Annotated in this window: 23 protein-coding genes; 11 read left to right on the top strand and 12 right to left on the bottom strand. The window is 64.7% G+C overall.

Going from position 1 to position 19,565, the window contains the following annotated elements; translation table 11 throughout:
• Nucleotides 1-52 precede the first annotated feature (52 nt).
• The 4 genes from J2R80_RS02390 to J2R80_RS02375 all read left to right on the top strand — a co-directional run bounded on the left by J2R80_RS02390 (nt 53) and on the right by J2R80_RS02375 (nt 2,918).
• Nucleotides 53-949 carry a cytochrome c oxidase subunit 3 gene (locus J2R80_RS02390; protein WP_057016083.1) on the top strand — a complete coding sequence of 299 codons (897 nt, stop codon included), beginning with the start codon at nt 53-55 and terminating at the stop codon, nt 947-949.
• 203 nt (nt 950-1,152) lie between these two features.
• On the top strand, nt 1,153-1,539 hold the full coding sequence (locus J2R80_RS02385) for a DUF983 domain-containing protein (protein WP_026191934.1): 387 nt from the start codon (nt 1,153-1,155) through the stop codon (nt 1,537-1,539).
• Entirely contained in the window at nt 1,536-2,306 is a 771-nt protein-coding gene (locus tag J2R80_RS02380) for an SURF1 family protein (RefSeq protein ID WP_076832346.1), read from the top strand. Before J2R80_RS02385 ends, J2R80_RS02380 begins: the two co-directional genes overlap by 4 nt.
• 60 nt (nt 2,307-2,366) lie before the next feature.
• Nucleotides 2,367-2,918 carry a GrpB family protein gene (locus tag J2R80_RS02375; protein ID WP_076832343.1) on the top strand — a complete coding sequence of 184 codons (552 nt, stop codon included), beginning with the start codon at nt 2,367-2,369 and terminating at the stop codon, nt 2,916-2,918.
• Nucleotides 2,919-2,972: 54 nt separating this feature from the next.
• Here J2R80_RS02375 and J2R80_RS02370 read toward each other — a convergent pair whose 3' ends face one another.
• Nucleotides 2,973-4,571, bottom strand: coding sequence for a DHA2 family efflux MFS transporter permease subunit (locus tag J2R80_RS02370; protein ID WP_076832341.1), 1,599 nt, complete (start codon nt 4,569-4,571; stop codon nt 2,973-2,975).
• A complete protein-coding gene (locus J2R80_RS02365; protein ID WP_371852174.1) occupies nt 4,571-5,842 on the bottom strand; it encodes a biotin/lipoyl-binding protein in 1,272 nt (423 codons plus the stop codon). Before J2R80_RS02365 ends, J2R80_RS02370 begins: the two co-directional genes overlap by 1 nt.
• A gap of 203 nt (nt 5,843-6,045) precedes the next feature.
• Here J2R80_RS02365 and J2R80_RS02360 point away from each other — a divergent pair, with 203 nt between their 5' ends.
• The gene (locus J2R80_RS02360; RefSeq protein WP_076832338.1) at nt 6,046-6,762 is read left to right on the top strand and encodes a TetR/AcrR family transcriptional regulator; all 717 of its coding nucleotides are present in this window, start codon (nt 6,046-6,048) and stop codon (nt 6,760-6,762) included.
• A gap of 6 nt (nt 6,763-6,768) precedes the next feature.
• Here the strand turns inward: J2R80_RS02360 and J2R80_RS02355 are convergent, their stop codons facing one another.
• The 3 genes from J2R80_RS02355 to J2R80_RS02345 all read right to left on the bottom strand — a co-directional run bounded on the left by J2R80_RS02355 (nt 6,769) and on the right by J2R80_RS02345 (nt 9,605).
• Complete coding sequence (locus J2R80_RS02355) at nt 6,769-7,485, bottom strand: dihydrofolate reductase family protein (RefSeq protein ID WP_063790063.1); 717 nt, start codon at nt 7,483-7,485, stop codon at nt 6,769-6,771.
• A 122-nt stretch (nt 7,486-7,607) separates the two neighbouring features.
• A complete protein-coding gene (locus J2R80_RS02350) occupies nt 7,608-8,582 on the bottom strand; it encodes a magnesium transporter CorA family protein (protein WP_076832335.1) in 975 nt (324 codons plus the stop codon).
• Between the two features lie 90 nt (nt 8,583-8,672).
• Nucleotides 8,673-9,605 carry a transcriptional regulator GcvA gene (locus J2R80_RS02345; protein ID WP_076832333.1) on the bottom strand — a complete coding sequence of 311 codons (933 nt, stop codon included), beginning with the start codon at nt 9,603-9,605 and terminating at the stop codon, nt 8,673-8,675.
• Between the two features lie 243 nt (nt 9,606-9,848).
• On the opposite strand from J2R80_RS02345, the gene J2R80_RS43220 reads away from it, so the two are divergent.
• From J2R80_RS43220 to J2R80_RS02335, 3 genes are all read left to right on the top strand, one after another.
• A complete protein-coding gene (locus J2R80_RS43220; protein WP_256521239.1) occupies nt 9,849-9,974 on the top strand; it encodes a hypothetical protein in 126 nt (41 codons plus the stop codon).
• Between the two features lie 25 nt (nt 9,975-9,999).
• On the top strand, nt 10,000-10,689 hold the full coding sequence (locus J2R80_RS02340) for a glutathione S-transferase family protein (protein WP_076832330.1): 690 nt from the start codon (nt 10,000-10,002) through the stop codon (nt 10,687-10,689).
• A gap of 121 nt (nt 10,690-10,810) precedes the next feature.
• Nucleotides 10,811-11,101, top strand: coding sequence for a hypothetical protein (locus J2R80_RS02335; protein ID WP_076832327.1), 291 nt, complete (start codon nt 10,811-10,813; stop codon nt 11,099-11,101).
• Here J2R80_RS02335 and J2R80_RS02330 read toward each other — a convergent pair whose 3' ends face one another.
• The 7 genes from J2R80_RS02330 to J2R80_RS02300 form a co-directional block, all read right to left on the bottom strand.
• Nucleotides 11,102-11,914, bottom strand: coding sequence for a hypothetical protein (locus J2R80_RS02330; RefSeq protein ID WP_244558946.1), 813 nt, complete (start codon nt 11,912-11,914; stop codon nt 11,102-11,104).
• Nucleotides 11,915-11,939: 25 nt separating this feature from the next.
• Nucleotides 11,940-13,328 (bottom strand): hypothetical protein, encoded by a 1,389-nt coding sequence (locus J2R80_RS02325; protein WP_076832324.1) that lies wholly within the window; start codon nt 13,326-13,328, stop codon nt 11,940-11,942.
• A 79-nt stretch (nt 13,329-13,407) separates the two neighbouring features.
• Entirely contained in the window at nt 13,408-14,352 is a 945-nt protein-coding gene (locus J2R80_RS02320) for a DUF1259 domain-containing protein (RefSeq protein WP_076832321.1), read from the bottom strand.
• 44 nt (nt 14,353-14,396) lie between these two features.
• Nucleotides 14,397-14,702, bottom strand: a complete 306-nt coding sequence (locus J2R80_RS02315; protein ID WP_057016094.1) for a hypothetical protein — start codon at nt 14,700-14,702, stop codon at nt 14,397-14,399.
• Nucleotides 14,703-14,776: 74 nt separating this feature from the next.
• Nucleotides 14,777-15,010: a hypothetical protein gene (locus J2R80_RS02310; RefSeq protein WP_057016095.1), complete on the bottom strand. Its 234-nt coding sequence runs from the start codon at nt 15,008-15,010 to the stop codon at nt 14,777-14,779.
• 58 nt (nt 15,011-15,068) lie between these two features.
• Nucleotides 15,069-16,460: a chromate efflux transporter gene (gene chrA, locus J2R80_RS02305; RefSeq protein WP_076832318.1), complete on the bottom strand. Its 1,392-nt coding sequence runs from the start codon at nt 16,458-16,460 to the stop codon at nt 15,069-15,071.
• Nucleotides 16,457-17,275, bottom strand: coding sequence for a sulfurtransferase/chromate resistance protein (locus J2R80_RS02300; protein ID WP_076832316.1), 819 nt, complete (start codon nt 17,273-17,275; stop codon nt 16,457-16,459). The genes chrA and J2R80_RS02300 overlap by 4 nt, the downstream gene beginning before the upstream one ends.
• Before the next feature lie 343 nt (nt 17,276-17,618).
• Here J2R80_RS02300 and J2R80_RS02295 point away from each other — a divergent pair, with 343 nt between their 5' ends.
• The 3 genes from J2R80_RS02295 (at nt 17,619) to J2R80_RS02285 (ending at nt 19,408) form a co-directional block, all read left to right on the top strand.
• Nucleotides 17,619-17,972 (top strand): hypothetical protein, encoded by a 354-nt coding sequence (locus J2R80_RS02295; RefSeq protein ID WP_233475790.1) that lies wholly within the window; start codon nt 17,619-17,621, stop codon nt 17,970-17,972.
• Nucleotides 17,973-18,068: 96 nt separating this feature from the next.
• Nucleotides 18,069-18,347: a metal/formaldehyde-sensitive transcriptional repressor gene (locus tag J2R80_RS02290; RefSeq protein WP_016847064.1), complete on the top strand. Its 279-nt coding sequence runs from the start codon at nt 18,069-18,071 to the stop codon at nt 18,345-18,347.
• A 5-nt stretch (nt 18,348-18,352) separates the two neighbouring features.
• Nucleotides 18,353-19,408 (top strand): nickel/cobalt efflux transporter, encoded by a 1,056-nt coding sequence (locus J2R80_RS02285; RefSeq protein ID WP_057016098.1) that lies wholly within the window; start codon nt 18,353-18,355, stop codon nt 19,406-19,408.
• Nucleotides 19,409-19,565 lie beyond the last annotated feature (157 nt).

Here is a 19,565-nt window from a genome sequence, read left to right as displayed (position 1 = left end):
TGGAATTTAAGATTTAAGACGTGCCTTGCGGCACGCGAATGGAGAGACGGCAATGGCTGAGGCGCAAGTCAAGCATCACGACTATCATCTCGTCGACCCGAGCCCATGGCCGGTGGTCGGCTCGATCTCGGCCTTCATCATGGCGTTCGGCGCGATCGGCTGGATGCACCACATGTTCTCCGCCGCCCCGATCGTGTTCGGCGTCGGCACCATCGGCGTGCTCTACACGATGGCGAGCTGGTGGGGCGACGTGATCAAGGAAGCCCAGTACAAGGGCGACCACACCCGCGTGGTGCAGATCAGCCACCGCTACGGCATGATCCTGTTCATCGCCTCCGAGGTGATGTTCTTCGTCGCCTGGTTCTGGGCCTTCTTCAATGCGGCGCTGTTCCCGGCTGACGCGGTGCATGCCACCCGCGATGCGGTGTTCGGCTGCGGCGCCGGCACGGCGATGGGCGCCTGCTCCGTTCCCGGTACCTGGCCGCCGCACGGCATCGAGACCTTCGATCCCTGGCATCTGCCGCTGCTCAACACGCTGCTGCTCCTGACCTCCGGCACCACCGTCACCTGGGCGCACCATGCGCTGCTCGAGAACGACCGCCAGGGCCTCAAGCAGGGCCTGATCCTTACCGTTATCCTCGGCGCTCTCTTCACCTGCGTGCAGGCCTATGAGTACGCCCATGCGACGTTCTCGTTCGGCGGCAACGTCTATGGCGCGACCTTCTTCATGGCGACCGGGTTCCACGGCTTCCACGTGCTGGTCGGCACCATCTTCCTGCTGGTCTGCCTGATCCGCGCCTACGCCGGCCACTTCACGCCGAAGCAGCACCTCGGCTTCGAGTTTGCCGCCTGGTACTGGCACTTCGTCGACGTGGTCTGGCTGTTCCTGTTCATCTGCATCTACGTCTGGGGCCATGGCGCCGAGACGATGGCCCACGGCGCACACTAATTGCCGGCCGACGTGCTAAAAAGGGGCGGCCGAATGGCCGCCCCTTTTTGTTTCCCTTCTGCCCTTGTGGGAGAAGGTGGCGCGGATGTAATCCGCGCCGGATGAGGGGTCTCCATCCGCGGAGACAGACCCCTCACCCGGCTACATCTCGCTCCGCTCGATTTCGCCACCCTCTCCCACAAGGGGAGAGGGGAAGGAGCCAAATGACCGATACCCCGCCGACCGTCACTGAGAGCGCACTGCGCGGCATCGCCTGCCGCTGCCCGCGCTGCGGCAAGGGCAAGCTCTATTCCGGCTTCCTGACGCTGGCGCCGCGCTGCCAGGCCTGCGGCCTCGACTTCGCCTTCATCGATTCCGGCGACGGGCCGGCGATTTTCGTCATCATGCTGGCCGGCGCGATCGTGGTCGCGGCGGCGCTGATCGTCGAGGTGAAGTACCAGCCGCCGTTCTGGGTGCATGCCGCGCTGTGGCTGCCGTTGATCCTGGTCACCACGATCCTGCCGCTACGATCGATGAAGGCACTTCTGATCGCGCTGCAATTCCACCACAAGGCCGCCGAAGGCCAATTGATCGAGCGCGACCCGAAATGAATGATGTGACGACGCGCCGGCCGAGCGCGGCCGGCTTCGGCATTTTCACGTTGATCCTGATCGCGGTATTTATCGCCCTCGGTTTCTGGCAATTGCAGCGCCGGGTCGAGAAGCACGCGCTGATCGCAGCGCTCGAGGCGCGGCTGGCCGCGCCGACCGAGGCGCTGCCGCCGCCGTCGGCATGGCCGACGCTGACCTCCGCCAAGGATGAATTCCGCCGCGTGACCCTGACCGCGACCTATGCGAAGCAGCCTGACGCGATGGTGTTCAGCTCCGGCTCCGCCGTGCGCGACGACATTTCGGGTCCCGGCACGTGGGCGTTGCTGCCGGCGACGCTCGCCAGCGGCGAGACAGTCGTGATCAACACCGGCTTTGTCCAGAACACGATGCAGGATCGCGCCTTCGAGGATCGCGTGGTCGGCCGCCTCGTCACCGGCGCGCCGGTTGAGCTCACGGGCTATATCCGCTTTCCCGAGCCACCGGGCCGGCTGACGCCGAAGGAAGATATCTCGAAGCGGCTGTGGTTCGTGCGCGACCATCGCGCGATGGCGCAAGCGCTCGGCTGGGGACAGGTCGCGCCGTTCTATATCGACCTCGAGGCGCCGGTGCCCGACAGCGGCACGCCGAAGCCCGGACCGCTCAAGGTGCGGCTCAAGGACGACCACATGCAGTACGCCATCACCTGGTTCTCGCTGGCCGCTGCGGTCACGATCGCCTTCGGCCTGTGGTGGCGCGGCCACCGGCGCCGCGCCTCTGGTCGAACCTAGTCGCATCATGGTTTGATTGACCCGCGAAGGGGACTTCGCGGCAAGCAATCAGGGTGTGCCATGGAGAAATACGGCGCCGGGCCAATCGTTGTCCTGGACTATGACCCCAACTGGCCAGCCATGTTCGAGACGGAGCGCGCGAGGATCGAGCACGCGCTCGGCTCGCTGGCCCTGGCCATCGAGCATGTCGGCAGCACCGCGGTTGAGGGCTTGCCGTCGAAGCCGATCATCGACCTGATGGTCGGTGTCCCCGGCCTCGCGGAGGCGCGGGAATGCTGCATCGAGCCGATCGAGGCGCTCGGCTACCACTACATACCGGAATACGCGGCGTGGCTGCCCGGCGAGTTGTTCTTCCGCAAGGGCCCTCCGGGGCCGTGGACCCATCATCTGCATCTGATGGAGCCATCCAATCCGCGCTGGGAAACGCTGCTGGTGTTTCGCGACTATCTTCGCGCGCACGCCGAGGTGTCCCATGCCTACGCCGAGATCAAGCAGGCCCTTGCTGCCTCCTCAAGAGAGGACATCGCGGCCTATCGCAACGGCAAAACGCGCTTCGTCGAGGAGACGACGGCGAAGGCCCGCGCGTGGCGCGCGAACCTGTCCGGTCGATAGCGCGGCCGCGCCACGCTTGCATTCTGCCGTAACGCATCCATGCCCGAGCCGGGATCAATGACCCATGGGGGCGGGGCCGCCGAGCTTGACCTTGCGCAAGGTCAGCGCCAGCGGGATCGCCGACAGCGAGATAAGCATCAGGACCCAGAACGCATCCATGTAGGACAGGAACGAGGCCTGGGTCTGCACCTGCTGTCCGATCCACTGGATCGCCTGACTGTGCGCCTGCGCCAGCGAACTGCCCTGGGCGACGAAGAAGTCGGTGACCTGGTGCAGCGTGTCCTGGTATTGCGGGCTCGACGGCGTCACCTGCTCGACCAGCCGGCTCTGGTGGAATTGCTGGCGATGCGTCAGCACGTTGGACACGATCGAGACGCCGATCGAGCCGCCGGTGTTGCGCGCCGCGTTGATCAGCGCGGAGGCCTGGTCGGTCTTCCCAGCGGGAATGCCGTCATAGGACGCCGCCATGATCGGCACGAAGATCAGTGGCAGGCCGACGCCGATCAGCATGCGTGAGCGCGCCATGAACCAGAAGCCGAGATCGCCGTAGACGTTGGTCATGCTGTACATCGAGGCGGCGATCACCAGCGCGCCGGCAACGATCAGGTATTTCGGCTGCACCCTGGTGGCGAGCCGGCCGACCGCGAACATCATCATCATGGTGACGACGCCGCCGGGCGAGAGCACGAGGCCGGCCCAGGTCGCGGTGTAGCCGAAATCCTGCTGCACCAGCTGCGGCAAGAATTGCGTGGTCGCGAGCAGGATGGCGCCGGTCGCCAGCATCACCAGGAAGCAGGCGCCGAACTGCCGGGTTGCGACCATGCGCAGGTCGATCACCGGATTGCGCCGGGTCATCTCCCACGGGATCATCAGTACGAACGCCGCAGCGCAGAACACTGCAAAGGTGATGATGAAGGGCGAGGCGAACCAGTCGTCCTCGAGGCCGCGATCGAGCACCACCTCGAGCGCGCCGAGGAAGGTCGCGACCAGCGCGAAGCCGATGAAGTCGAACCTGTTGTCCTGGGGCCGCGCTCCCTTGGCTTTCGCGGTCGCGGGCTCCTGCAGCACGGCCGCGATCAGCGCGATCGCGAACACACCGACCGGCGCGTTGATCAGGAAGCACCAGTGCCAGGAGAGGTTGTCGGACAGCCAGCCGCCGAGCGTCGGCCCGACCACCGGCGCCACCACGACGGCAATGCCGAACACCGCGAACGCCTGCCCGCGCTTGGCCGGCGGGAAGGTGTCGGCGAGAATCGATTGCGCAACCGGCACCATGCCGCCGCCGCCGAGACCCTGCAGGATACGGAACAGCAGCAGCGCGTTCAGATTGGGTGCAAAACCGCACAGGATCGAGCTGACCGTGAAGATGCCGAGGCAGATCAGGAAGAAGGTCTTGCGCCCGAGCGTGCGGGCGAGAAAGCCGGAGGCGGTCAGGATGATGGCGTTGGACACCAGATAGGTGGTGACCACCCAGGAGGCCTCGTCCTCGCTCACGCCCATGCCGCCGGCGATATAGGGCAGCGCGACGTTGGCGATGGTGGTGTCGAGCACCTCCATGAAGCTCGCGAGCGCGACCACGATGGCGATCAGCCAGGGATTGACGGTGACGCTCGGAGCCGGAATGCCTTTGGCATCGACGGCGGCGACACTCATCACAGCCTCCCGAGGCTCGACTTCTCAAGGCGCTCGAACAGGGACGGCGCGGGATTGATCCGCACCGTCGGCACCACGGACATGCCCGGGCCGAGCGCGACGTCGGCCGGCGGGTTGTCCATCACGATCTTCACCGGCACACGCTGCACGATCTTGACGTAGTTGCCGGTGGCGTTCTGCGCCGGCAGCAGCGAGAATGCGGTGCCGGAGCCCGGCTGCACGCTCTCGACATGGCCCTGGATGGTGCGTCCGGGATAGGCGTCGATCTTCATCGTCACCTTCTCGCCCGGCCGCATCTTGTCGAGCTGGATCTCCTTGAAGTTCGCGGTGACCCAGGTCTGGTCGGGCACGAACATCGTGAGGTTGGTGCCGGCCTGCGCGAACTGGCCGACCGCGGCCGACAGGCTGACGACGCGGCCCGGCTGGGCGGCGGTGACCGTCGTATAGGACAGATTGAGCTTGGCCTGGTCGCGTTGCGCCTCGGCCTGGGCGAGGTTGGCGACCGCGCTCTTGCGCTGCGCCTTCAGCGACTCGACCTGGCGCTGCGCGAGGTTGAGCGTCGCCTGCGCGCTCAACAGCGCAGCCTGCTGCTGATGCAGCTGCGAGGTGAACTGCTCGGAATTCTGCACGGTGCCGTAGCCGGATTGCTCCAGATGCTGGTAGCGCGTCGCCTGCTGCTGGGCGAACACCAGCGCCGCCTGCGCCTGGTCGACCTGCGCCTGGTTGGCAGCAATCTGCGCCTGCTGCACGTCGAGCTGCGCATCGACATTCTCGATGCTGGCGCGCGCGGCAGCGACCTGCGCCTCGGCCTGCGCCAGCGCGACGCGATAGTCGCGGTCGTCGAGCCGGGCGATCACGTCGCCGGCCGCGACATGCTGGTTGTCGGTGACCGGGACGGCGGTGATGTAGCCGGAGACCTTCGGCGCCAGCGCCGACTGCCGCGCGGCGATGAAGGCGTCGTCGGTGGATTCGAAATGCGCGCTGTAGTCCATGTAGAGATAGCCGCCGCCGATCGCTGCGGCGAGCAGCACGGCGCCGATCGCGGAGACGACCGGACGGCGGCGGAGAAAGCTGCGCCGTGTTGTCTTGCCGATGACCTCGGGCGGGATTGTTGCCGGCGGGGCGGGCTGCTTGCCCGCGGGATGCTCCTGCGCCGGAGCCCGCGCGGTGACCGCGGGCAGGTCAGGCTCATGGGAGGCCGGAGCCGAGGACGCCCCCTCGATACCCTCATGCCCCGGTTGGTCGCGCTCCAAAACAGTGTCTTCAAACATGATGGCGGCTCCTGCTGTCAGGCGAGGTCTGCAAGGCCTTCGCAAAAGGAACGGAACCGTTCCGTTCTATGCGGCAAATAGTCCCGCCGCGGTGCGCCGTCAATAGAAACGGAACTGTATCGTTCTATTTACAACCAGATGTGATAAGGCTATATTGCCTAATATTGCCGGCCTGACCGGCCCATCGAACCCGGGTCGATGCGATGACCACCAGCACCCTGAAGAAGCCGCGCGTACCGAAAACCAGGCCGGTCGAGGTGCGCGCCGGCCGGCCGCCGAAGGAACTCGCCGGCGAGGTTGATGCGCGGATTCTCGATGCCGCGCGCCAGGTCTTCCTGCAGCGCGGGTTCGAGGGCGCGAGCATCGACGAGATCGCGGAAGTCGCGCGCTCCGGCAAGCGGACGATTTATGCGCGCTTCCGCGACAAGCGGGCGCTGTTCACGGAAGTGGTGACGCGGGACATCCTAGCACGCATCGCCGAGTTCAAGGCCGATCCGCCGGTCGGCGCGACCATCGAGGAGCGCCTCACCAGCGTTGCCTCGACCCTGTTGCATTGGGGCTTCGATGCCGACCGGATCGGCCTGATGCGGCTCGCCATCGCGGAAGCGCACCGCTTCCCGGATCTCGCCGCCAACGTCAACCGCAGGGCGCGCGCGCTCAGCACCGAGCTCGGCATTCACCTGCTGCGCGACCTGACGCAATCCGACCAGCTCGGCAAGCTGCCGGCCTTCGCGCCCGAACACCTGCCGACCACGGCGCGGATGTTCCTCGACATCATCGCGGTGCCGATGCTGCTCCGGGCGCTGTTTGAGGTCGACCTGAAGGCGCTCGATCCCGAGATCGACGCCCATGTCGCGCGCGGCGTCGCGTTTTTCGTTGCTGCATGCCGGACCGGCTGGGTGGAGAATCCCAAGCCATAGGCGCGCTTAATCCGGCGCGCGCTCCACCGCGTGACGCAGCCAGACCATGCCGCCTTCCAGTGTCTCGCAATGAGTGAGCCGGAGCGATTGTCCGGCGCCGGGGCGGTCGCCGTCGGGGCCGTGATAGTCGACGATGCTTTGCGAGCCGGCGACGCCGTCGACCGCCGGAAAGATCAATGTGCTGAATTCGTCGATCAGCCCATGCTTGAGGAAGGCGCCGTTGATCCCGCCGCCGCCTTCGAGCAGCAGCGTCCTGGCGCCGAACAGCGACGCCAGCTGCGCCATCGCGCCCGGCAGATCGTCGCCCTTGGTGCCTGCAAAGATGTAGGACGCACCGTCCTCGCGCAGTTCGGCGAGATGCGCATCGGATACCTGTTCGCCGAGCACCGCGACGGCGTGATCGCCGCCGACATTGTCCTTGCCGAAATGCACGCGGCCCGACGGATCGATGCCGACAGCAAGCTTGCGGCCGTTGCGGTTGCCGAGATGCGCCTCGCGCGGCAGCCTCAGTGGGTTGGCGATATGCCGCTCGGCTCCCTTGGCCATCTCGTTCATGGTGACGCGGCCGATGATCCATCCATCGGCATCGAAGCCGTCATGGATCCGTTCGTAGTGGCCGCGCAGCACGTCGGCCGGGATGCCGGCGGCGGCCTTGGTGAAGCGGCTGGGATGAAGCCGGCCGTCGATCGACGTGCCCATGTGGCAGATGATGTGGGGGCGCATAGGCTGAACTCTTCGGTGGGGGATGACCGCGCCACAGGGGCGGGTGGGGCAGCTTCAGATTTATAGACGCGCAGGCAGGTTCTCAACGCGGATAACGCGGCGGCGTTTCAACTTCGCTTGTTTTAATCGAACCAGCCGTGCCGCTTGAACCAGAGCACCGGCAGGATGCCGCTGGCGATGATCGCGGCCCAGGCCAAGGGATAGCCGAAGGTCCAGCTCAGCTCCGGCATTTCCTTGAAATTCATACCCCAGACCCCGACCAGGATGGTCGGGGGAACGCCGACCACCGACACGATGGTCAGGATCTTGAACAGGTCGTTCTGCTGGATGTTGATGAAGCCGAGCACGGCGTCCAGCAGCAGCTGGATCTTGTCCGACAGCCGGGTCTCGTAGTCGCCGAGCGAGGCGACGTCCTTGGTGACGGCCTCGAGCCGGCGCTTCGATGCCGACGTGATCCATTCATTGCCGACGTCATCGGCGAAGCCCGCGACCCGGCCGACGCCGAGCAGCACGTCGCGCGCCTTCGCCAGGCGATCGGCGAGCTCGCCGATGTTCTCCAGCGCCTCGCGCAACCTGCGGCTGGAGCGCACCGGACGCTTGCTCCGCACCAGGCCGCCCTTGAAGACGCCCCGCGACAGCCTGTCGGTCTTGGCGCCGAGATGCTCCAGCACGTCGGCGCCGCGATCGATCATGGCCTCGAGCAGCGCGGTGAACACGCACATGCCGTTTTGCAGGCTCTTGTCGGTGCCGATCCGCTTCATGACGTCGTCGAAGGTGGTCAGCTGCGCGAACCGCACCGTGACCAGCACCTTTGGGCCGATCACGAAGCCGATATTGGTGATCTCGGCTTCATTGTTGTCGTCGAGCCGCACCGCCGGCGAGCTCAGATAGAGCCGGTCATGATCGGTGATCAGTCGGCTCGACGCCTCGATCTCGCCCAACGATCGCTCGGACGGGACGCGGATGTCGAGCGCGTGCTCGACGAACTGCTTTTCGTCCTCCGTGGGATCGAGCAGATCGATCCAGATGACCTCGGGTGGCACTTCGGCGCCGATGCTCCGCCAATCGGAGGTCGCCGACCTGTACAGCTGCAGCAATGATCGGGCTCCATGCATGGTGGGTGGTGCGTCCCACGACAATCGCGAGGGCCGCAGGACCGTTCCCTGTATTTGGAAGCCTGCCGGCCCTCACTTCAATCGATGAGAGGTTCCGCCGAGCTTTCTAAGCCGGCGCAGGTCGCTTGCGGCCTCCGAGAGCAACCAATCGCGAAACGTCACGATCTTCGGCAGGCTTGCGGTCGCCTTCGGGCAGAGGATCCAGTAGGTCTTCGACAACGGCAGCGACTGCGGAAACGGCCGCGCCAGATGGCCGTTGATGAGGTCCCACGCCGCCAGCGTGGTGCGCGCGAGCGCAATGCCTTGCCCATTGATGGCGGCATCAATCACCATGCTGGCGCGATTGAGGACCGGGCCATGCGTGGCGGCAGCATCGTCAAGTCCCGCATCCTGAAGCCAGTTCTTCCAGTCGGCGCGACTGTCCATATGGATCAGCGGAAATTTCAGGATGTCAGCGGGGTTGTTGAGGCGTCGCTTGCCGGACAACAGCTTTGGGCTGCACACCGCAAATAGCCGCTCCGGGCTCAGCCGCACCGCGTCAAGCCCCGGCCAGTTGCCGTCGCCATGGCGCACCGCGAGATCCACTTCCTCGCGCGCGAAGTCGACGTGGTGCAGCGTGGCGGAGACGCGCAGGTCGATGCCGCTATGCGCCTCAACAAAGTGGCCGAGCCGGTGCACGAGCCATTTCGCGGCAAAGTCCGGTGACGTTGATACGGTCAGCACACCGGTATTCTGCCGCTGCAACAGCCGCTCGGTGCCGATGGCGATGCGGTCGAGCGCGTCGCGCACGACAGCGAGATAGTCGCGCCCGGCCTCGGTGATGATCAGGCGCTGGCGCTCGCGGTTAAACAGCTTTATCGCGAGCTCCGCTTCCAGCGCTTTCACTTGATGGCTGACCGCGCCCTGCGTGACGCAAAGCTCTTCGGCCGCGCGCGTAAAACTCTCATGGCGCGCGGCCGCCTCGAAGGCCTTCAGGGCATTGAGCGGCGGCAGGCGTGGGCGCATCGCACAACTTCATGAGAAAAATTAGGGCAGGCACGAGAAACGATGCTTTGCGGGAAACCGCCCCGCACTATTATTGAACAGCTCCAGTGAAGCATTTCAAGCGATTTGGAGCCTGTCGTGTCCGTCCTTTTAACCGATACATCTCGGTCGATCCCGCCGGTGCCCGCCGCCGACCCGGCCACACCACTTCATCAATTCAGCTCAGGAAGGTCGCCTGGCGCTCCGCGCCCCGTATGGTGGAGCTTGCTTGACCGGCCGTTTCAGCGCATCGCGCTTCGCGCGATTGCCGATGACCCGCATCTGCTTTGCGATCTCGGCTTGACGCGCGAGCAGGCGCTGCGCGAGGCCTCCAAGCCGTTCTGGCGCTGAGACCAAATCAGAAAGGAGAAAACGGATGTCCGATCCGATCGTCTACGGTTTCCCACGCAGCAGTTTTGTCAACATCGTCCGCTTGATCCTGACGCACAAGGACGTAGCTTACCAATTCCACGACCTTGAACCGGTCATGGGCAAGCCCGATCACCTGGCGCTGCACCCGTTCAACCGTGTCCCAATTCTGAAACACGGCGATCTCACCGTCTACGAGACGAGTGCGATTGTCGCTTATGTCGACGAAGCCTTTGGCGGCGTGTCGCTGACGCCGAAAGACATCAAGGCGCGGGCGCACATGAACCAGTGGATCAGCGCTGTTAACAACTATTACTACCCCTACATGATCTATCACGTGACGCATGAGCGTCTGGTTTTCCCGGAGCTCGGCATTGCCCCCGACGAGAAGGTCGTGGCACACGCGCTACCCAAGGTCGAGACCGGGCTTGCGGTGGCCGAGCGCCAGCTTGCGCACGGCAAGGATTTTTTGCTTGGGGGCGAGCTCTCGATTGCGGATTTCTATCTGCTGCCGAGCACGTTCGCCTTCAGCCTCACCGCCGAAGGGCAGTCGATGTATCCGAAATTCCCGGCATTCTGCCGCTGGCGGGAACGCATGGACAATCTGCCCGCAACGCAGAAAGTTCGCGCGGCCGTTGAGCGCGTTCCGATCGAACACGCGCGCAAATGGGCCACTTCGCACCGGCCGAAATATTGACCGTCACGGTTCGCGTGCAGAGCATCCGGTTCCGACCGCCACGTGCAGCCAAAAGCCCGGTTGTTTCCGAACAAAGGCGATGACGGAGCGTTAGTGCAGAGCAAGAGGAAGGGACAACACCATGAAAAATTCTACATCGGTTGCGTTCATCTCCGTAGTGGCAATGACCTTCGCATTCGCCGGAAGCGATGCAAGAGCGCAGTCCACGCCTGTCCAACAGGCCCAGCCGCCTCAGCAGTCGGAGCAAACCCGCGAGCAGGATCGCAGTCGCGCCGAGGACGTCAAGATCGGGCGCGACTGGAAGGCTCAAGGCGGCGAGAAGGACCACACCGGCCAGGCATCCACCCCCGACGAACATCAAACGGTCGGCCGCGACTGGCGCGCCCATCCAGAGAGCCGGGATCGCCAGTAGCTATCGAGGCGGAATTGGCTGCGCCTGGCGCATGGCGTGACCTTCGAAGAAGGAAAGCGGAAAGCCGAAGGTCAAACCCGCACGTATCTCGTTCACCGGATGGCCACCTGTGAGCGCATGCCGAACCGCGATGTCGAAGCTGAGGTCGTCGCGCACACGATAGATCAGCCCGACCAGCCCCGAGAACGTCTCCTCTTTGCCGAACTCGTTCTCGTAGAATATCTCGGCGACGGGGCGCACCGTCCACGTCATCGGCCCCTCGACGATGGCACCCACGAACACGTCGCCATGATGGTCGCGGGTGATGGCGGTCTCGGCATTCAAGTGAATGGTGCCCCAATCCCAGCGCTGCGAGACAATGCCGGCCAAGCTTACGCCAACGCCCGAATTGCCGGTACTGTCAGGAAGAAGAACGCCAAATTCGGTCGCAATGCTCGGACCGGTCTTGTCCTGCAGGCTACCGGGTACGACCACGTGTTTGAGGAACGCCCCGGCTGCGGTCAGGCTGGTTGGGCCGGACGGAGAAAGCGACGTTTGTCCCTGGCCTTCGAAGACAGCTTCCCAATCCTCGCTCAGACCGTAGTTGAGAACCCAGGCCGGCGCGATCAGGCTTGTTCCGCTCTCGTCGCGCAAACGTCCCGCCGGCTGCAGCTCGACCTCCATCTCCCCCTTCTTGGCAACGGCGGCATCGGTGCCATCGAAGGGGCGATAGGCCGAGGCGGGGGCAGACCACGCAGTCAGTCCCAAGGCGACCATGAAGCTCGGCGCAAGGCCCATCGAGCAGCTGCGAAAGCCCCGGCTACGTTTGCACATGCGCCGTCTCCCCACAAAGTCGATCTCAAGGCATTGGCTTGAACACCCAGATTGCCGCCGGTCCCGCGGGTCCCGCGCGGACCGCAACAAACAAACGATCCATCTCCGGCACAAAGAGCGACGTTCGCGCGCCCGTCGCTGTCGGCAAGCGTGCGATCAGTCGATAGGCCGCTCCATCAATCTCAAAAACGTCGACATATCCACCGCCGCAGCTCACATAGATGCGTCCGCGCTTTGCATCTACAAAGAGGTCGTCGGCATCGCCGCAAGTGCCGGTGGCCGCAATCGCCTTGCCGTCGGTCGAAAAGGCTGCAAGCTCGGCTGGGTTGCGATACGCCAGGAGAACGCGACTTCGTTCGTGATCGATGGCCATCGCGAAATTACCGCCCTTGTCCAACGGCCAGCTGGTGAGTTGTTTCCCGGAAGCAACGTCCACCACCGCGACGGCTCGCGCGTCAGGCAGATTGACAAAGATGCGCCCACTATCGGGCTGAAGCTGGAAGCTTTCCGGATGTGCCCAAAGAGGTAGGCTCCGAACCTTGGTCCGGGTGGATGGGTCGACGACTGCCAGGCCACCATCGCCATAGCCGACGATGACGCGCTTGGCCGCCGCGTCGACCCGGATATTGTCGGCATCGCTGCCGAGTTCGATTCGCCCGGCCGCCTTGTACTCGTTGGCTTCGTACAGCTGCACCGATCCGTCGCGGGCGTTGGCGACGTAGAGGGTGTCGGTCGACGGCTCATAGCCGACGCCTTGGGGTTCGCTCAATCCGGTAATGGTTCGAAGCAAACTGCGCGCAGCCAGATCGACGACGCCGACGCTGTCATTGCCGAACTCGGCCACGAACAGTCGCTGCCGCTTCAGGTCGACCGCCAGGTGATCAATCCGACCGCGGACATCGCCGAGCAGGATCTTCGTTTCGAGCTGAAGGGGCGTCTTGTCTCCTGCCGGTTCAGTTGCCGCTGCCAGCGTCGGAATAAGGGCGTCGATGCGCCGGACGATCTGATCCCGGGCCGACTCATAATCATCGATACCCAAGGGAATGCCGGACCAGTAGGTCACGTCGGCCCGTCCGTGCCGCTCGGCGGGGATCTGATCGAACGCCACCACCTGGTCTGCCGCGGCCATGTCGTCGATGGTCAGCTGTTGCGGCGTGTTGGCCGCCTCCAGACCATCGAGTGCAAGGCCGTCCTGCACCTTGACCGGCACCGACCGATAAAGGTCGATGCCGCGTGAGACCGCCCTTATCCGCGATCCGCGCTCCTGGGCAGCCTTGTTGAAATAGGCCGCCGCCATCTGGCTGTTCACCACGCCGTGCAGGCAGACAAAGACAACGATCTTGCCATCGTCCGCCGGCGCCGGCCGAGCCGATGTCAGCGCGATCGCAAGCACCGTGGCGGCAATGCGCAGCATCACGTGGGCACTCTGAGCAGCGTGCGCCACATGGACATGACCGTGAGGCTTCGCATCGTTGATCCCTCCGAGACCAGGGTCAACTTTTTGTCGTGGCCGTCTTATCGAGCGCGGCACGCAGGCCCTTGGCGAGCTTGACGGCGTCGTCATTGGCCCAGAAATGCATGAAGAACAGGCGCGGCTGTTCGTCCAGCATGTGGCTGTGCAGCGCGGTGATGTCGATGCCGTGCGTCCGCAACGCCATGATGACGGGGTTGACCTCGTCATTTGTCAGCACGAAATCGCCGGTGATCGCCGCCTTGCCGCCGCCGGTCGGTTGGAAGTTGATGCCGATGGCGACGCCCATCGGGCCAACCGGGCTTAACGCCATGCCCTGTTCGGTGATCGGATCGCGACGGGGCACGTTGAACTGATAGACGCCGCCATTGGCCTGGCCCTTGACGCCGATGATCTGATCGAGCTGTGCAGTATCGAGATCGATGGCCGGCGGCGGCGCGGCCGGCGCCGCGGCTTTGAGCGGCGTCTTGCTTTCGGCGAGGCCATCCCGGATCGCGGCGGCGATCTTGACCGGGTCGCCGTGACCGGCGACGTGCATGTAGAAGGTGGCCGGGCTAGCGCCGAGCAAATGGTTGTGCACGGCCGTGATCTGCAGGCCGTTGCCGATCATCTTCAGCATGACGGGGTTGATTTCGGATTCGAGCAGCACCAGGTCGCCCATCGCCATGACGTCGTCGTGCATGGGTTTGAAGGCGACCCAACCGCCGAGCGCCAGCGCCGGCTTGATGGTGATGCCGTCGAGCGTCACCGTCAGATCGCTCCGCGGAAAGCCGTAGCGATGCACGTCACCGGTGACCGCGGGCTTTCTGCCCAGCATGTCGTCGACCTTCTGCCAATCGATCGCCTGCGCATGTGCCGACGAGACGAACGGCTCGGTGAACACCTGCCAGTCGATCTTTTGCGCGCTCCCGCCGGTGGCGAAGAGGCAGGCACCGACGCCGATCAGCGCCGAAATCGTATGTCGCATTGGATTGCTCCCTTGAACCTCTTTCGATGCTTCGGATCGTGGCTCTATTGCTTCGAGAGCCCGACAATGGTGCGGAACCCGGCGATGTTCTGCACCGCGATTTCGACGGGATCGCCGAAGCGGACGGCATTGAAGATCAGGCCGTCCTGGACCTTGAACGGTTCGGTCCGGTCCGGAGATAACCGGATCAGCAGCGTGTCGTTGCGTTCATCGACGCGATCGACGACGCCGCGCAGCGTCTCGCTCGCTTGCGGGTGGACCATCGCCGCTTGCATTGTAACGGCCGCGTCCTGCCGCTCATCGAGGGCGGCCGGCGCTGCCAGGGTTGCGCCCGGCCCCAGCACCGCCATGCACAGGGTCACAATTGCTCTCATCATGATTATCACTCCATCGATTAGTTGACGGCTTTCGCGCGCGCGGGCACTCAGTCCCGCTCCTTGACCTGGCCGCTGCTGTCGATCACGAGCCGCACCGGCTTGCCGTTCTTCATCGCCTTCGCCGTCGTGCCTTCGGCCGTCGACTTGACCTCGCTGATCTCGGCGTAGCCGGCGGCGCGAAGTTTTGCGACGAGTTCGTCCTGCGTCAGGGCATGGGCCGGCATGACCGCGCCCGCGATCGTCAGGACGAGAATCAAACGGGAGAGTCGTCGTGTCTGCATGGTTGTTCTCCTGGTTGTGTTGTGCTGCCCCAGGTTCTCAAGCTGCGCGCCGTTCCGCTCAGATGATGCCGACAAGGCGCAGCAGTACGCCCGTGATGCAGGAGGCGGCGAGGACGCTGAGCATCCCCGCATTGAAGCGGAAGATCGCGATCGCGGCGGCGATCGACAGCGCCATCGCTGGCCAGTCGAGGCTGGCAGGCACCGGCGCGTCGAACGACAGGCCTAGCCCGTGCACAGGGAATGTTTGCCGGAACAGCGTGTGCAGCGCGAACCAGATCGACAGATTGAGGATCACGCCGACCACGGCGGCGGTGATCGCCGAAAGCGCGCCCGCCAGCGCCTTGTTGCCGCGCAGCGCCTCGATGTAGGGCGCCCCGACGAAGATCCACAGGAAGCACGGCGTGAACGTCACCCAGGTCGCGAGCAACCCGCCGAGGGTGGCGGCCAACATCGGCGACAGCCCGCTTGCCTCGCGGAACGCGGCCATGAAGCCCACGAACTGTACCACCATGATCAGCGGTCCGGGCGTGGTCTCGGCCATGCCGAGCCCGTCCAGCATCTCGCGCGGGCTGACCCAGTGATAATAGTCGGCGGCCTGTTGCGCGACATAGGCAAGCACGGCGTAGGCGCCGCCGAACGTCACCATCGCCATCTTGCTGAAGAAGATCGCGATCTGGGTGAACACGTCGCCGGGCCCGAGCGCAATCAGCAGGGCGAACACCGGCACCAGCCAGAGCGCGAGCCAGATGGCGCCGACCCGCAAAGTGCGCGATGCGTTGGGACGGACATGGTCCGGCACCGCTTCACCGAGCATGCTGTCGATCACGGCGGAATTCTTGCCGCCATGCTCGATCGCCGCAAATTCGCTCCGGCCGAGGCGTGCGCCGACCAGCCCTATGATCGCGGCGGCGCCGACGATCAGCGGAAACGGCACGGCGAAGAAGAAGATCGCGACGAAGGCGATCGCCGCGAGCGCGATCATCACCCGGTTGCGCAGCGCGCGCTTGCCGACCCGCACCACGGCCTGGATCACGATGGCGAGCACCGCCGCCTTCAGGCCGAAGAACAGCGCCTCGACAAACCCGACATTGCCATACGCCGCGTAGATATAGCTGAGGCCCATGATGGCGAAGATGCCGGGCAGGATGAACAGCCCGCCCGCCACGATGCCGCCGAGCGTCCGATGCAGCAGCCAGCCGATATAGGTCGCCAGCTGCTGCGCCTCCGGCCCCGGCAGCAGCATGCAGTAATTGAGGGCGTGCAGGAAACGCCCCTCGGATATCCAGTTCTTCTCCTCGACCAGGATGCGATGCATTACCGCGATCTGGCCGGCCGGTCCGCCAAAGCTCAGGATGGCGACGCGTATCCAGACCAGCAGCGCCTCGTTGAAGGAGATGCCGTGCGCGGGTTCATGCCCGCGCGCTTTCGCTGTCGTTGCGACGTCGGTCATGGCTTCACCTTGCTGGTCGGCCAGTTGTGCGTCTCCTTGGTCGCGTCGCGGCACCATCGGTAGAAGGCGTCGTAGAGCAGCAGCCCGGCGCTCAACTGCTCGAGGTCGTCGTCGAACATGCGCGACAGGCCGAGCGAGGCGGCGAGCAGCCCGGGCGCCTCCGGCGAAAGCTCGAGCCGCGCGGTATCGGCCGCCCGCACCATCGTCGCGAGCCGCTCCAGCGCCGGCGTCGCGAGGCCGAATTCCTTGACCATCACGTCGAAGGTGCAGAGCTCACCGCGATGGCTCCAGAACACGTTCTCGATGTCGAACGGCGTGGCGTCGAACCGTTCGGCGACCGCCTCGACCTCCGCCGATGTGACGAACAGGAACATGGCCGCGGGATCGACGAAGCGGCGGATCAGCCATGGACAGGCGATGCGGTCGATCTTCGGCCGCGATCGCGTCACCCAGACGGTGCGGCCCCGCCCGTCGCGTTTCGGAATCTTGTCGGCGGGAACGGTCGGTAGCTCCGCTTCCCGCCAGCCGAGGTGGCCGCCCTCGAGAATCTCGGCCGCGATGTTGCTGCAGCGGAGCCAGGCGGCGGTGCCTTCCGAAAGCTTTTGTCCCTTCTGGCAGATCACGACCACGGACTGCCCGGTGAAACGGGAAGCCCAGTCCTGGACGTCGAGATGGGAGTAGCGGACCGCGCCCGGAATCAAGCGCGGATCGGCGGCGAAGTCTTCATCGAGACGAACGTCGACAAGCGTCGGCGCCTTCGCCGTGCCGATGAGACGGGACAATTTTTCTGATGAGATCGATGTGTATGACGACATGGTGCGCCCTTGGTGACAGGACGCGATTCTTGGGCATGTCGCCTCGCGGGGAGATCGCACATCCCCGTAGCCACATCAAAAACCCTGATCTCCGGGCTGTCAACCTGACTTTGCCAAATCCCGCAGCTACCGCCGATCGACAGTCACGAAAACTTCATCGCGCAGCTTGGAACAAGCATTCGTGGATCAGGCCGATGGGGTCACCTCTCCATCTCCGGCGAGTTGCGAATAGGAACATACAATTCGCTGCCGAGTTGCGCGGTGGCAGGGACCAACTCAGGTAGATGCCGACACCGCGAACGTGTCGCGCTCCCGCCTGCATTCATTGGAGCAATGCCGATTGATGGACAGTCATTGTTGGCATGCGACGCCTGTTGCCCTCGTTATGCTGCTCATCACAACAACCGGCGGCGCTCTCGCCCACGATCACCAGCACCCCGAATTGAACGGTTGGTATGAGGGCTTGCATAGCAGCAAGGGTCCCTGCTGCGATGGCACGGATGCGCAGCACATCGACGACGTCGACTGGGAAACCAGGAACGGCCATTATCGGGTGCGCATCGATGGCGAGTGGGTTGACGTACCCAACGAAGCCGTCGTGCCAGGGCCGAACCTGTCCGGCCGACCCATCGTGTGGCCCTATTACATAGACGGTCATCCGAAGGCGCGCTGCTTCATGCCTGGCAGCATGGGCTGACGCCCGCCGCTGACATCCCGCCGCCATGTCTCGATGCGCGCCCGGTTGGCCGACAGCATGGTTGACCAATATAGGATACCCCCCTATATTACTTTCATGTCGCATACCATCAAGCACAAGTCCAAGCTCGTCGGCCGGGTTCGTCGCATCAAGGGCCAGCTGGAGGCCGTCGAGCGCGCACTGGAGTCCGAGATTGGTTGTGCCGACGTGCTGATGCTGGTGGCCTCGGTCCGCGGCGCCATCAACGGGCTAACCGCGGAATTGCTCGAGGATCACATCCGCCACCACGTCGTGGATCCTGCCCGGGAAAAGGATCCGGAGAAGGCGCAGGGCGCCGCGGACCTGATCGACGTCGTTCGTACCTATTTGAAGTGAGCGCCATGACCGACCTGTCTCAGCTGCTCCAGCAGAGCAGTGCCCATGCATGGCTGTTCGTGCCCAGTGCGATCCTGCTCGGCGCGTTGCACGGGCTCGAGCCCGGCCACTCCAAGACGATGATGGCGGCCTTCATCATCGCGATCCGCGGCACGGTGGTGCAGGCGGCGCTGCTCGGCGTGGCGGCGACGATCTCGCACACCGCCATCGTCTGGCTGGTCGCGCTCGCCGGGCTTCACTTCGGCCAGCAATGGTCCGGAGAACGCAGCGAAGCCTGGCTGCAACTGGCCTCGGCGGTGATCATCATCGCGATCGCGGCCTGGATGGCCTGGCGCACCTGGCGCGAGCAGGCTGCCGAACACGATCATCACGACGAAACGCGCCAGCTGGTCCTGGCCGGACAATCGCTGTCGCTCGAGGTCTTCGAGGACGGCGTGCCGCCGCGCTGGCGGTTGCGAAGCGAGGCCGGAGCGCTGCCGGCGGCCGGCGACGTTGACGTCGTGACGATCCGCCCCGACGGCAGCGAGCAACGCTTTCGCTTCGCCGACAGGGACGGCTATCTGGAAAGCATCGACGAAATTCCGGAGCCGCATGCCTTCAAGGCGCGCGTCTCGGTGCGCGCGGACATGGTGGAAGTCCTGTTCGAGGAGCATGACCATGCGCACATGAATCTCGGCGACGAGGACGACGCGCATGCGCGCGCGCACGCCGCCGACATCCGCAAGCGCTTTGCCGGACGCACCGTCACGACATGGCAGATTATCCTGTTCGGCCTGACCGGCGGGCTGATTCCGTGTCCGGCGGCGATCACCGTGCTGCTGCTCTGTCTCCAGCTCAAGCAGTTCAGCCTCGGCTTCGTGCTGGTGCTTTGCTTCGGCATCGGGCTTGCGCTCACCATGGTCTCTGCCGGTGTTGCGGCCGCGCTCAGCCTGCGTCATGTCGAACGTCATTGGGCCGGTTTCAGCCGCTTTGCCCATCGCGCCCCCTACGTGTCGGCCGCGCTGATCGTGCTCGTCGGCCTCTACACGGGCTGGCTCGGGTTGCACGGGATCACGGCCTGATCCGGGATCACGGCGTGATCCGGGATCGTGGCCTGATCCGCTTCGCCCCACTTCCATCTTGAAACCTGCGCGCGGTGGTCTAGATTTGCCCCAAGGGGACAAGGCAGACTCCCCGTGAGACCTCGGTCCAAGCTCTGCGCGACATTCACCGTCGTGG

Source organism: Bradyrhizobium sp. USDA 4541, from assembly GCF_024171085.1.
In the GTDB taxonomy this organism is placed as follows: domain Bacteria; phylum Pseudomonadota; class Alphaproteobacteria; order Rhizobiales; family Xanthobacteraceae; genus Bradyrhizobium; species Bradyrhizobium australafricanum.
Note: the sequence above shows the minus strand (reverse complement) of the source record. Positions and strands in the feature narration are given on the sequence as shown.

What these genes read in the sequence shown, in the direction of transcription:
- J2R80_RS02330 (WP_244558946.1), bottom strand. Translation starts at nt 11,914, where the DNA reads ATGTGCAAACGTAGCCGGGGCTTTCGCAGCTGCTCGATGGGCCTTGCG.
- J2R80_RS02290 (WP_016847064.1), top strand. Translation starts at nt 18,069, where the DNA reads ATGTCGCATACCATCAAGCACAAGTCCAAGCTCGTCGGCCGGGTTCGT.
- J2R80_RS02335 (WP_076832327.1), top strand. Translation starts at nt 10,811, where the DNA reads ATGAAAAATTCTACATCGGTTGCGTTCATCTCCGTAGTGGCAATGACC.
- J2R80_RS02380 (WP_076832346.1), top strand. Translation starts at nt 1,536, where the DNA reads ATGAATGATGTGACGACGCGCCGGCCGAGCGCGGCCGGCTTCGGCATT.
- J2R80_RS02370 (WP_076832341.1), bottom strand. Translation starts at nt 4,571, where the DNA reads ATGAGTGTCGCCGCCGTCGATGCCAAAGGCATTCCGGCTCCGAGCGTC.
- J2R80_RS02385 (WP_026191934.1), top strand. Translation starts at nt 1,153, where the DNA reads ATGACCGATACCCCGCCGACCGTCACTGAGAGCGCACTGCGCGGCATC.
- J2R80_RS02345 (WP_076832333.1), bottom strand. Translation starts at nt 9,605, where the DNA reads ATGCGCCCACGCCTGCCGCCGCTCAATGCCCTGAAGGCCTTCGAGGCG.
- J2R80_RS02375 (WP_076832343.1), top strand. Translation starts at nt 2,367, where the DNA reads ATGGAGAAATACGGCGCCGGGCCAATCGTTGTCCTGGACTATGACCCC.
- J2R80_RS02365 (WP_371852174.1), bottom strand. Translation starts at nt 5,842, where the DNA reads ATGTTTGAAGACACTGTTTTGGAGCGCGACCAACCGGGGCATGAGGGT.
- J2R80_RS02310 (WP_057016095.1), bottom strand. Translation starts at nt 15,010, where the DNA reads ATGCAGACACGACGACTCTCCCGTTTGATTCTCGTCCTGACGATCGCG.
- J2R80_RS02340 (WP_076832330.1), top strand. Translation starts at nt 10,000, where the DNA reads ATGTCCGATCCGATCGTCTACGGTTTCCCACGCAGCAGTTTTGTCAAC.
- J2R80_RS02355 (WP_063790063.1), bottom strand. Translation starts at nt 7,485, where the DNA reads ATGCGCCCCCACATCATCTGCCACATGGGCACGTCGATCGACGGCCGG.
- chrA (WP_076832318.1), bottom strand. Translation starts at nt 16,460, where the DNA reads ATGACCGACGTCGCAACGACAGCGAAAGCGCGCGGGCATGAACCCGCG.
- J2R80_RS02315 (WP_057016094.1), bottom strand. Translation starts at nt 14,702, where the DNA reads ATGGCGGTGCTGGGGCCGGGCGCAACCCTGGCAGCGCCGGCCGCCCTC.
- J2R80_RS02390 (WP_057016083.1), top strand. Translation starts at nt 53, where the DNA reads ATGGCTGAGGCGCAAGTCAAGCATCACGACTATCATCTCGTCGACCCG.
- J2R80_RS02295 (WP_233475790.1), top strand. Translation starts at nt 17,619, where the DNA reads ATGGACAGTCATTGTTGGCATGCGACGCCTGTTGCCCTCGTTATGCTG.
- J2R80_RS02325 (WP_076832324.1), bottom strand. Translation starts at nt 13,328, where the DNA reads ATGCTGCGCATTGCCGCCACGGTGCTTGCGATCGCGCTGACATCGGCT.
- J2R80_RS02360 (WP_076832338.1), top strand. Translation starts at nt 6,046, where the DNA reads ATGACCACCAGCACCCTGAAGAAGCCGCGCGTACCGAAAACCAGGCCG.
- J2R80_RS02320 (WP_076832321.1), bottom strand. Translation starts at nt 14,352, where the DNA reads ATGCGACATACGATTTCGGCGCTGATCGGCGTCGGTGCCTGCCTCTTC.
- J2R80_RS02285 (WP_057016098.1), top strand. Translation starts at nt 18,353, where the DNA reads ATGACCGACCTGTCTCAGCTGCTCCAGCAGAGCAGTGCCCATGCATGG.
- J2R80_RS02300 (WP_076832316.1), bottom strand. Translation starts at nt 17,275, where the DNA reads ATGTCGTCATACACATCGATCTCATCAGAAAAATTGTCCCGTCTCATC.